Below are 10506 nucleotides of genomic sequence, written 5' to 3' on the forward strand. Positions count from 1 at the left end.
TATTGCGGTCTGCGTGATGGGGGTTGTGCGCAGAATTTTGAGCGCGGTTGGATGGCGTGGTCCCCGGCGACGGGGGCGCATCCGGTGTGGGGTGCGATTCTGGGCCCGTATGGGACGGTGGGTTATGAGGCAGGGGCGCTGGGTTATCCGATCAGCGGGGAGTATTGCGGGTTGCGTGATGGTGGGTGTGCGCAGAACTTCCAGAATGGTCCGGTGGCCTGGTCCTTGGGCACGGGGGCGCATCCGGTGCGGGGGGCGATTCTGGGGGCGTATGCCGGTCAGGGTTATGAGGCGGGCCATCTGGGTTATCCGGTCAGTTCGGAGTATTGCGGCCTGCGTGATGGTGGGTGTGCGCAGAACTTCCAGAATGGTCCGGTGGCCTGGTCCTTTGGCACGGGCGCGCACCCGGTGCGGGGGGCGATTCTGGGCTCCTATGCGGGGCAGGGGTTCGAGGCCGGTCCGATCGGCTATCCGGTCGGCGGTGAATACTGCGGTCTGCGTGACGGTGGTTGTGCGCAGAACTTCCAGAATGGTCCGGTGGCCTGGTCGCCGGGCACGGGTGCGCACCCGGTGCGGGGCGCGATTCTGGGGGAGTACGCCGCTCAGGGCTACGAGGCCGGAAGGCTCGGCTATCCCGTCGGCGACGAGTTCCCCGACGGCGGACACGCCGTCCAGTTCTTCCAGGGTGGCGAGGTGCGCTGGGACTTCGCGGCCCGTCGCATCGTGCCCCCGGGCATCCCGGTCGTCGGCGGCAACTATCCCGAGTCCTCGATCGGTTCGATCACCTCGCGCGGGTTCGCCGCGCGCTACTGCACCGATTTCGCGGCCTGGCGCCGCGGCATGGTGTGGAGCCAGATCAACTCCGGCGGTGACGGCAACGCGCGCGCCTGGCGGGACGGGTGGGTGCAGCGCGGCCGTCCGGTCAGCAACGTCCCCAAGGTGGGGGCGATCGCCTGGTGGGGCACCAGTCGCGGCGGTGGCTACGGGCACGTCGGCATCGTCGTCGGAGTGAACCCCGACGGCTCGGCCGCGGTCGAGCACTACAACTTCGAAGTCCGCAACGGCTATTCGGTCACCCCGAGCATCCGCGCGGAGGCGTACCTCTACTGAGCCGGGGGCACGGGGCGACTCCCTCGGGCACCGCGACCCCGAGCGCCGCCGTGACGCGCTGCTCGCCCACGGTGAGGTGCCGACCAAGCTGATGCGCCACGGCTGCGCGGCTGAGAATCGAGCGCAAACCCTCGACCTCTGCTCCACCTGTTGTCGACCGTGGTCGTCCGGCCCGACGCGGGCGTCGAAATCGCGCCTGGCAAGGGAGCCTGAGAAATCACATCGATGCGATTCTGGACGATCGACCGTGATGCGTGCGTCTCCTTGTGTGGTTGACGTTTCACATGGGGCTGCAGAGTCGTCAGACTGTGGCCGTTCCGCTGGACCTATCCCGAGGTGAGCCCCATGAGTGTCGTGCTGCGCGTCCTGGCCGTGCTGAGCGTGCTGGCAGCGCTCCTGGTCGGCGGCGGACCCTCGGCCGATGCGGCACCCAGCCCGGAGCCCACAGCGGTCGATCCCGTCGCGACCGCGCGGGCGACCCCCACCGCGACCGTCTCGGGCGCCACCGGGCGTACCCCGACCCCCAGCGCCAGCCCGACCCGGTCACGCACGCCGCTGACCACCCCCGGTGCCCTCCCAACGGCGACCCCGGGCACCACCGCGCGGCCCACCCCCAGTCCGACAGCGAGCCCGACCGCGACTCCCCGGGTGGCGGATCCCCGGACCGTGACCACGCGCGCCGTGGTGCGCGGCGAGATCGGCGCGAAGTGGATGTCCCTGGGCGGGATCAGGAGCGACCTCGGCGAACCCCTCTCCAACGAGATCTGCGGTCTGCGCGACGGCGGCTGCTTCCAGATCTTCAACGGTGGCTCGATCTACTGGACCCCGACCACCGGTGCACGCGTCGTCCGGGGCGCCATCGGCGACCTGTGGGCCAGCCAGGGTTGGGAAACCGGACAGCTGGGCTACCCGACCTCCGACGAGCTCTGCGGCCTCCGCGACGGCGGCTGCATGCAGCGCTTCCGCGGCGGCGACATCTACTGGTCACCCACGGCCGGGGCCGCGACCCTCTGGGGCGCCATCGGCAAGCGGTACGCCACCCTCGGCTGGGAGAACAGCGCCCTGGGCTATCCGGTGGCGGCCGAGCAGTGCGGTCTGGTCGATGGTGGCTGTGTGCAGCGGTTCGCCGGAGGGAACGTGTACTTCTCCAGGGCCGGGACGTTCGCCGTGTGGGGTGCCATAGCCGATCGTTTTGCCAGTGTGGCTTGGGAACGCGGGCAACTGGGCTATCCCACATCTGCCGAGGGCTGCGATCTGGTCGACGGTGGCTGCGTCCAGCGCTTCGCCGGCGGCAACGTCTATGCCTCCAAGGCCGGGACGTTCGCGGTCTGGGGGGCCATCGCCGACCGGTTTGCCAGCCTGGCCTGGGAGAACGGCCAGCTGGGCTATCCCGGTCGGCCGAGATCTGCGGACTGCGTGACGGCGGCTGCGTGCAACTCTTCAGCGGAGGAAACGTCTACTACACCAGGGCCACCGGTCCGGTTCAGGTCTGGGGTGCCATCCGCGACCGCTACGACAACAGCGGGCTGGAGTCCGGTCGCCTCGGATATCCCACCGAGCCGGAGTTCTGCGGACTGCGTGACGGCGGCTGCGTCCAGCGATACCAGGGCGGCCTGATCTATTTCACCCCCCGCTTCGGCGCCCACGCCGTGCTGGGTGCCATCGTCGGCAGCTATTCGGCGCTCGACTTCGAGAACGGCAAACTCGGCTATCCGATCGGTGAGGAATACTGCGACCTGGCCAACCGGGGCTGCGCCCAGAACTTCGCCACCGGCCTGATCCAGTTCAGCCCGGCCACCGGCGCCCACCCGATCTGGGGTGAGATCCTGCGCGGCTACGGCGTACAGGGTTGGGAACGCGGCCCGCTCGGCTATCCGACCAGTGCCGAGTTCTGCAACCTGCGCGACAACGGCTGCGCGCAGCGGTTCCAAAACGGTCTGATCTACTTCACCACCGGAACCGGGCCCCAACCCGTGCGCGGAGCGATCCTGGCCCGGTACGCCGCCCTCGGCCACGAGACCGGGACGCTCGGTTACCCGAAGGGGCCCGAAAGTGCCCCCAGCGGCGGGCGGATCAGCCAGGCCTTCCAGGGCGGCACCCTGGTGTTCGACCAGGCGACCGGCCGGGTCACCGGTCCCGGTGCGGAGACCGGCGGCGGTATCCCGCTGGTACCGGGTGCCTATCCCGACGCCAACGCCCCGGCCTGCGGGTTCCTGTGGTGCAAGAACGGGTCTGTCTATTCCGAGCGCGGGTTCGCCTATCGCAACTGCACCGACTTCGCCGCCTTCCGGCGCGGCATGGTCTGGAGCCAGATCAACGGCTCTGGTGACGGCAACGCCCGCGGCTGGAAGAACGGGTGGATCCAGCGCGGGCGTACCGTCAGCAGCACCCCGAAGGTGGGCGCGGTCGCCTGGTGGGCCGCCTCCAGCACCAGCAGCGGCTACGGTCACGTCGCCATCGTGATCGGGGTCAACTCCGACGGCAGCGCCAAGGTGGAGGAGTACAACTACGCCACCCCCGGCGGCTACGGGATCCGCAACAGCGTACGCGCGGACGCCTACCTCTACTGACGCCCGCGCGTGCCGCCCCCGGGCGAGGGATCATTGGCGCAGCGACTGCAGCTGGAACTGCACCAGCTCGTCGCGGCGGCGTTCGGGAGCCGCGGCCTCCGAGCGCCACTGTCGGTCACGGGCGTGCCGCAAGTCGACGAGCAGGCGGCGGGTGTCCGGGTCGGAACTCTCGCCGACGGTGCGTGCCCGGCGGTGGTTGAGCTGGAGGGCGAGCACGATCAGGCCGACGGTCAGGGCCAGCACGGCCAGGCCGATGAGTTGTGTGGACATGGTGGTTCTCCCTGTACTGGTGTGGTTCTGGGTGTTTGCTGAACTGCCGGCACATCCAATCCTCCGCCTCCGGAAACATCAGCACAAGCGAACACTTGTGAACGACCATTAAGCGGTGCTGTAATGAATTCATGATCGACGTCAACCGACTCCGCGTCTTCCGCGCCGTCGTGGCGGCCGGCTCCATCCAGGCCGCCGCGAACAACCTCGGCTACACCGCCTCGGCGGTCAGCCAGCAGGTCTCCACCCTGCAACGCGAGACCGGTCTCACCCTGCTGGAACGCGTCGGTCGGGGGATCGAACCCACGGCGGCCGGGGTCGAGCTGGCCAGCGTCGCGGCCGGGGTGCTGGGCAGCCTGGACGCGGTCGAGTCCCGGGTCGCCGACCTGCGCGACGGGCGTACCGGATCACTGTCGGTCGCCTACATCTCCTCGGTCGGCATGGCTTGGATGCCGGACATCATCGCCGGAGTCGTGCGCGACTTTCCCGGGCTGCGGCTGGGGCTCACCGTGCGCGAGGTGCCCGACGGGGTGGAGGCCGAGAAGGTGGACGTCGAGGTGCGGGTGAAGACCTCGGATCTGCCACCAGCGCAGGGAATCCGTGAGTTGCACCTGATGAGCGAGCCCTATCAGGTCATTCTGCCGAAGGATCATCCGCTGGTCGCCGAGCCGCAGATCGAGCTCTCGGCCCTGCGCGGGGAGACCTGGATCGCCGCCGACACCGCCGAGTCGATGTGCCAGCAGCGGGTGGACCAGGCCTGCGCGGCCGCCGGATTCGTTGCCGAATATGGCGTTCGCGCCGACGACCACCTGCCCGCGATCGCCTTCGTCCGCGCCGGTGTGGGCATCACCATCGTGCCCCGGCTGTGCACCCTCGACCTGGTCCCGGGGGTGGTGGCGCGCGACCTGGTGAACCCGACACCGCACCGTTCGCTGCTGCTGCGGGTGCGCAAGGCGGTCGAGGACGCCCCACAGGTACGCCGAGTCGTCGCCGGTCTGCAGCAGGCGGCGCGCCGGGAGCAGGGAACCGCCTCCCGCGCTGCGGGCACGGTGCTCAGCCGACCGCGATCTCCTCGCCCAGTTGCCAACCCAGCTTGAGTTCCAGGGCGTCTCCGCTCCAGAAACTGCCCGGGTCATACCAGTTCGACGGGCGCCCCGAGGGCAGGATGCCCATCTCCTGATAGGTCACCGCGACCACCTCGGCGCAGAAGGCGGCACTCGGCGTACCCTGTTCGCGCCGGGGCAGGCGCAGGTCGGCGAAGCGGCCACCGAGCCATCGCCAGGCCAGCCGGCCGGTGGAGGGAAAGCTCACCCCGTCGAGGCGGGCGATGGTCCGCAGCAGCGCGTTCTCCGCCTCGGTCGACACCTCGGGAGTCAGCTGTCGCAGCCACGCCTGCTGGTGATACTCATCGCGCCAGCGGCGCACCGCGTCGCCCAGGTCGTGCAACTGCACCCCCGAGTGATGGGTGCCGGTCCACACGTCCGGCAGCTTGCGCCCCAGCTCGGCGTGCCACATCAGCGGTGGCAGGTCCTCCAGCACGACCGCCATCCCGACGTGGTTCACCGGGGCGTTGGTCAGGGTGCGGATCGCCCGATCGGCGCGGGATCGACCGCGAAAGATCCACAGGTCACCGGTCCGGCAGGCGTCCACGGCCGCATCCAGGGCAAGAGGCATGGCCCCAGTCTGCCCCAGCCCGCCGGTTAGCCTTGCTCCATGGATCGCAGCAACCGCAAGGACCGGGTGAAGCGGCGGATCGCGCCGGTGTGGAAGTTCCTCGGCGTCGCCGGACTCGTCTCGGTCGCCGCGACCGGAGCACTGGTCGCCCGCAACGAGCGGCAACGCCGCGCCTACTCCGCCGAGGAGATCCGGGCCCGGCTGCACGAGCGTGCCGCCGCCACGACTGCTCCCGAGGAAACCTCCCAAACCCTGACCCAGTAGGGAGTTCAGCGAGTCGACCGGTTGGTGCCGCGGCGCGGTGGTGCGGTCCACGGGTCCTCGGGCCAGGGGTGCTTGCTGTATCGGCCGCGGTTCTCCGCGCGGACCTGCGGATAGACCTCGTTCCAGAAGTTGGCGAGGTCCGCGGTGATCGCCAGTGGGCGCCGCGCCGGGGACAGCAGGTGGAACAGCACCGGGAGCCGGCCGCCGAGGATCCGCGGGGTCTCGGCCAGGCCGAAGCACTCCTGCAACTTCACGGCGGCCACCACGGACCCATCGAGCTGCGCGTGGTCGGGATAGCGCAACGGCACCGCCGACCCGGACGGCACGCGCAGCGTGGTCGGTGCCAGCTCGTCGAGCTGGGCCGCGGACTCCCAGTCCAGCAGCCGGCGCAGGGCCGTGGTGGTGTCCACCTCCCCGATCCGGCCGCCGGCTGCGACCGCCGTCAGTTCGGGGGCCAGCCACTCGTCCAGGCGAGCGAGCAGGGAGGCGTCGTCAACGGCAGGCCACGGCTCCCCGAGGATGTGGTGCAGCACGGCCAAGCGGTTGCGCAGCGATCGCGCGGATTCCTGCCACGGAAGCAGTTCCAGCCCCTGGCGCCGGATCGCCTCGGTCACCGCGGCGGCGCCGAGACCCGGGTCGGGAGGGATCGGCGTGCTGCTCAACTCGATCGCGCCGAGCCGGCGGACCCGGCGCCCGGTCAGCCGACCACCGTGCCACAGCACCTCCTCGTCGGTGCGGTCCAGCCCGGCCGCGGCCGCCAGCGCCTGCTCCTCGCCGATGGGTACCGCGGACCGGATCACCGCCCCGGTCTCGGATCGACCCAGCTCCGCGACGGCCAGCCAGGGCTGACCCACCAGCCGGGAACCCGGGGGCAGTTCTGCCCCGCCACCGCCGGCCATCAGGTACGCCCGCTCACCGCCCCGAGCACGGGCCAACCGTCCGGGGTGGGCCAGCGCCACCACCCAGCCGACGGACTCGTCGTCGCTCATCTGCTGCCCGGAATCACCGCCCTGGTGGAAATTGGTCGGATCGATCAGGGATGCCAGGCGGTCGGTCTCGGTCCGCCAGGACCGGGCACCCGGCGCCTCGCCCCGCCGCAGCGCCCGCCATTGCGCGGTCAGATCACCACCGACGGCACGCTCGTCAGCGGCGAGCATGGCGACCACCTCCGCACTGCGCCTGGCGCCGAGCGTGGGGGCGCCCTCGTGCAGGGCGCGGGCGAGCCGGGGATCGGTCGGGATCCGCGCCAGGCGCCGACCTGCCGCGGTGACGGCCCCCTCGGCGGTGAGAGCGCCGAGCCCCCGCAATATCTCCTGGGCCCGGGCGAGAGCCGCCGCCGGAGGCGGGTCGAGCAGCGCCAGACCCGCGCCACCGGGCGTACCCCAGCAGGCCAGGTCGAGGGTGGCCGAGGTCAGGTCGGCGGTCGCGATCTCGGGAGGGTCGGCATCGTCCAGCCGGGCCCAGCCGTCCTCGGCGAGACATCGCAGCACCACACCCGGGCCGAGTCGACCCGCCCGGCCCGCGCGTTGAATGGCGGCGGCCCGGGAGGCCGAGGTGGTGACCAGGCCCGAGACGTCGCGGGTGCTGTCATAGCGGGGTCGACGGGCGAGTCCCGAGTCCACCACGATCCGCACCCCCGGCACGGTCAGCGAGGACTCCGCCACGGCGGTGGCCACCACCACCCGACGCGCGTCGGCGCGGGCGAGCGCCGCGTCCTGGGACCGCGCGTCGAGCCGCCCGTGCAGCGGCAGCACCGGAACCCCGGGCAACCGATCCGCAACGCCGGCGCAGACCTGCTGCACCTCCCACACCCCGGGCACGAAGGCGAGGACGTCCCCCTCGTGCCGGGCGTACGCCTCGGCGATCACCCCGGCGACGTGGCCGCAGAACTCGCGCGTCACCCCGCGGTCGTCGAGAATCCGGGTCCCGGAGGGGGCGGGTCGCCAGTGCACCGCGACCGGGTGCAGCACCTCCCCGGCCGAGACCACGGGGGCCGGATTCTCAGCAGTGCCGAGGATTCCGGCGAACCGGTCGGCGGCGACGGTGGCCGACATCGCCACCAGGGTGAGGTCCTCGCGCAGCTCGATCAGCTCGCGCAGCATGCCCAGCAGCAGATCCGAGTCGAGCTGGCGTTCGTGCACCTCGTCTAGCACCACCGCGCCGACACCCGGCAGCGCCGGATCGGCGAGCAGGCGGCGCAGCAGCACCCCGGTGGTGCAGAACTCGATCTGGGTGGCCGGGCTGGCGCGGCGCTCGCCCCGGACGGTGAAGCCGACCGCCTCGCCGAGGCGTACCCCGGACAGGCTGGCGAGCCGTCGCGCCGCTGCCCGGGCCGCCATCCGGCGGGGCTGGGTGACCACCACCCGCTCGCCGGTCAGCCCGCTCAGCGCCGGCGGGACCAGGGTGGTCTTGCCCGTCCCCGGCGGGGCCTGCACGACGGCCACCCGGCGCTCGGCGACCTGTCGCCGCAACTCGGGAATCGCTGCGGAGAAGGGGAGTCCGCGACCGATCCGGGCCAGGTCGAAGTCTCGGCCCATCAGGTCGTCCCCGGTGCACTGATCAGGGCGTACGCCGCGGCCGACACCTCGTCGGGGTGCACGGCGCGGCCGGGGATGGTCAACACGTGCAGCGTCAGCCCGTCGAGATAGTCGGCCACGGCGCGCGCCGAACGGTGTGGATCGGCGGCGTCGACCTGGCTCAGGATGGCGGCGAGCTGGCCGACCAGCCGGTGGTGGGCGGGCCCGAGGTCGACGACGGTGGCCAGCTCGAATCGTGCCCTGGTGCAGGCGGCGCGCTGGCCCGAGGTCAGCAGTTCGGCGAAACGGGCCACCAGCACGGCGACCTCCTCGAGGGTGGCCGGGGCCCGGTGCGCGCTGAGCTCCTCGCCCAACTCACGGTCCCGCTGCTCCAGCCGATCGACCACCGCCTGGATCAGCGCCTCCCGGGTGCGGAAGTAGTTGGAGGTGCTGCCGGCCGGTACGCCCGCCGCCGCGTCGACGGCCCGATGGGTGAGCGCTCGTGCCCCGCGCTCGGCGAGCACGCTCACCGCCGCGTCGGCGACCTGGTCGCGTCGTTCGAAGGTGGGGCGATCCTGCATGGGCCGAGCCTAGGACACTACAAATGTAGTATGATGTGTTCGTGCTGAGTATCGACATCGTGGGCGGCGGGGTGGCCGGCCTGGCGCTCGCTGCGCAACTGGACCCGGGCCGGTGGCGGGTCCGCCTGATCGACGACGCCACGGATCGGCGCGAGGTGGGCACCTGCTTCGGGATCTGGCCGTTCGCCCTGCCCGCGCTGGAGCGACTCGGCCTCGCCGACCGGGTGCGCGCCCGGGGAGTGCGGCCGAGGTCCGGGTCGATCTGGAACTCCGCCGGGCGCACCCTGCTGCACAGCGAACGGGTGCCGGAGGTGCACCTGATCACCCGGCTCCAGCTGCTGGACTGGCTGGACGCGACGGTGCCGTCGACGGTGCGGCGGATCCCTGAGCGAATCGACGACCCCGAACTGCTCGGGGCCGACGTGGTGGTCGGCGCCGACGGGGTGCACAGCGCCACGCGCCGCCGGGTGTTCGGGTGCGACGCCCGGCCGACCGGGATCGTGGCCCTGCGCGGGCTCGTGGAGGGTGTGGTCGAGCCGGGGGAATACTGGGGCCGGGGCGCCCTCTTCGGCAGCACCCCGCACCCCGACGGGCTGGTCAACTGGTTCGCCACCCTGCCCGAATTCCGCGCCGAGCCGGCGCAAGCGCTGGTACGCGCCCGCGCGGCTTACCGGGGCTTTCCCGAGCCGGTTCGGCGCGTGCTCGACGCCGCCACGGCGGAGCGAACCCTGGTCAACCGGGTGCTCGAGGCGCCCGCGCTGCGCAGCTTCGTCTCCGGGCGGACCGTGCTGATCGGCGATGCCGCCCATGCGATGTCACCCAACCTGGGCCGGGGCGCCTGCGAGTCCCTGGTGGACGCGGCCGTGCTGGCCGAGTCGCTGGATCGGCATCCGCCGGCGGAGGCGCTGGCTCGCTACGACCGGGCGCGCTGTCGGCCTACCCAACGGATCCGCCGCGCCGCGGCCCTGGTCCGTCGGATCAGCCTGGGTGGTGGACCGCTGCGCGATCCGGTGCTGACCGGTCTGGGCCGATTCGTGCGCTGAGTGTCAACCCGACACCCCGAGAGATCCGATAAGCGCTGTGAAATCGTGAGGATTTCCTCAGACGGCTCTCAGGATGGCACACTGTCCCCCGACCAATTGTCGTACGGGGAGGCGAAAGATGAAGTTCCAGCGGATTGGCGCCGCGCTCACCGGCCTGGTGGCCGTGTGCGCGCTGCAGGTGGCTCCGGCCTGGGCGGCGCCCACGCCCTCCCCGACGCCGACGGCAACCCCCGCGCGGACCGCCTCCCCGAGCCCGTCGGCCACCCCGTCCGCCACGCCCCGCGCGACGACCCCGGCGCCGACCACCGCCCCCACCACCCCGGCCCCGCCCACCCGGGCCGCGACCCCGCAGGCGTCGGCGAACTCGTTGCTGCCGTTGGCGGGTTCGGCGATCGGGATCCGGTATTACGCGTTGGGTGGGGTTTCCTCTCCGCTGGGTGCGCCGATCTCGCGGGAGTATTGCGGGTTGCGTGATGGC

10 protein-coding genes and 2 pseudogenes are annotated in these 10506 nt (G+C 71.7%); 8 read left to right on the plus strand and 4 right to left on the minus strand.

Annotated elements, in window-relative coordinates:
• From CGZ93_RS10695 to CGZ93_RS19450, 4 genes and pseudogenes are all read left to right on the plus strand, one after another.
• Positions 1-1110: CHAP domain-containing protein (locus tag CGZ93_RS10695; protein WP_141211177.1), on the plus strand; the 1110-nt coding region annotated here is incomplete at its 5' end.
• A gap of 711 nt (positions 1111-1821) precedes the next feature.
• A pseudogene (locus tag CGZ93_RS20090) lies at positions 1822-2475 on the plus strand (LGFP repeat-containing protein); the annotation flags it as partial.
• A gap of 65 nt (positions 2476-2540) precedes the next feature.
• Positions 2541-2750, plus strand: a pseudogene (locus tag CGZ93_RS20095) (LGFP repeat-containing protein); the annotation flags it as partial.
• Between the two features lie 9 nt (positions 2751-2759).
• Positions 2760-3680 carry a CHAP domain-containing protein gene (locus CGZ93_RS19450; protein WP_267489729.1) on the plus strand — a complete coding sequence of 307 codons (921 nt, stop codon included), beginning with the start codon at positions 2760-2762 and terminating at the stop codon, positions 3678-3680.
• A gap of 30 nt (positions 3681-3710) precedes the next feature.
• Here the strand turns inward: CGZ93_RS19450 and CGZ93_RS10710 are convergent, their stop codons facing one another.
• Complete coding sequence (locus CGZ93_RS10710) at positions 3711-3950, minus strand: hypothetical protein (RefSeq protein WP_094364137.1); 240 nt, start codon at positions 3948-3950, stop codon at positions 3711-3713.
• Positions 3951-4081: 131 nt separating this feature from the next.
• Between CGZ93_RS10710 and CGZ93_RS10715 the strand changes: the two genes are divergently transcribed.
• Positions 4082-5047, plus strand: a complete 966-nt coding sequence (locus tag CGZ93_RS10715) for a LysR family transcriptional regulator (protein WP_094364138.1) — start codon at positions 4082-4084, stop codon at positions 5045-5047.
• Here CGZ93_RS10715 and CGZ93_RS10720 read toward each other — a convergent pair.
• The gene (locus CGZ93_RS10720) at positions 5004-5624 is read right to left on the minus strand and encodes a hypothetical protein (protein WP_094364139.1); all 621 of its coding nucleotides are present in this window, start codon (positions 5622-5624) and stop codon (positions 5004-5006) included. The genes CGZ93_RS10715 and CGZ93_RS10720 overlap by 44 nt on opposite strands.
• 39 nt (positions 5625-5663) lie before the next feature.
• Here CGZ93_RS10720 and CGZ93_RS10725 point away from each other — a divergent pair, with 39 nt between their 5' ends.
• Entirely contained in the window at positions 5664-5888 is a 225-nt protein-coding gene (locus tag CGZ93_RS10725) for a hypothetical protein (RefSeq protein WP_094364140.1), read from the plus strand.
• Between the two features lie 5 nt (positions 5889-5893).
• On the opposite strand, the gene hrpB is transcribed toward CGZ93_RS10725, so the two are convergent.
• On the minus strand, positions 5894-8425 hold the full coding sequence (hrpB, locus tag CGZ93_RS10730; protein ID WP_094364141.1) for an ATP-dependent helicase HrpB: 2532 nt from the start codon (positions 8423-8425) through the stop codon (positions 5894-5896).
• Complete coding sequence (locus CGZ93_RS10735; protein WP_094364142.1) at positions 8425-8985, minus strand: TetR/AcrR family transcriptional regulator; 561 nt, start codon at positions 8983-8985, stop codon at positions 8425-8427. Before CGZ93_RS10735 ends, hrpB begins: the two co-directional genes overlap by 1 nt.
• 41 nt (positions 8986-9026) lie before the next feature.
• Between CGZ93_RS10735 and CGZ93_RS10740 the strand changes: the two genes are divergently transcribed.
• Both CGZ93_RS10740 and CGZ93_RS18950 read left to right on the plus strand, forming a co-directional pair.
• Positions 9027-10028 carry an FAD-dependent monooxygenase gene (locus CGZ93_RS10740; protein WP_141211178.1) on the plus strand — a complete coding sequence of 334 codons (1002 nt, stop codon included), beginning with the start codon at positions 9027-9029 and terminating at the stop codon, positions 10026-10028.
• Positions 10029-10146: 118 nt separating this feature from the next.
• Positions 10147-10506, plus strand: a 360-nt coding sequence (locus CGZ93_RS18950; RefSeq protein WP_229117367.1) for a hypothetical protein, incomplete at its 3' end; no start/stop codon positions are given.

Origin of the sequence: Enemella dayhoffiae (assembly GCF_002250625.1) — a bacterium.
GTDB classification, from domain to species: Bacteria; Actinomycetota; Actinomycetes; order Propionibacteriales; family Propionibacteriaceae; genus Enemella; species Enemella dayhoffiae.

Bases quoted from the DNA above. Each gene is read 5' to 3' on its own strand.
- CGZ93_RS10720 (WP_094364139.1), bottom strand. From the start codon at position 5,624: ATGCCTCTTGCCCTGGATGCGGCCGTGGACGCCTGCCGGACCGGTGAC.
- hrpB (WP_094364141.1), bottom strand. From the start codon at position 8,425: ATGGGCCGAGACTTCGACCTGGCCCGGATCGGTCGCGGACTCCCCTTC.
- CGZ93_RS10710 (WP_094364137.1), bottom strand. From the start codon at position 3,950: ATGTCCACACAACTCATCGGCCTGGCCGTGCTGGCCCTGACCGTCGGC.
- CGZ93_RS10725 (WP_094364140.1), top strand. From the start codon at position 5,664: ATGGATCGCAGCAACCGCAAGGACCGGGTGAAGCGGCGGATCGCGCCG.
- CGZ93_RS10735 (WP_094364142.1), bottom strand. From the start codon at position 8,985: ATGCAGGATCGCCCCACCTTCGAACGACGCGACCAGGTCGCCGACGCG.
- CGZ93_RS10715 (WP_094364138.1), top strand. From the start codon at position 4,082: ATGATCGACGTCAACCGACTCCGCGTCTTCCGCGCCGTCGTGGCGGCC.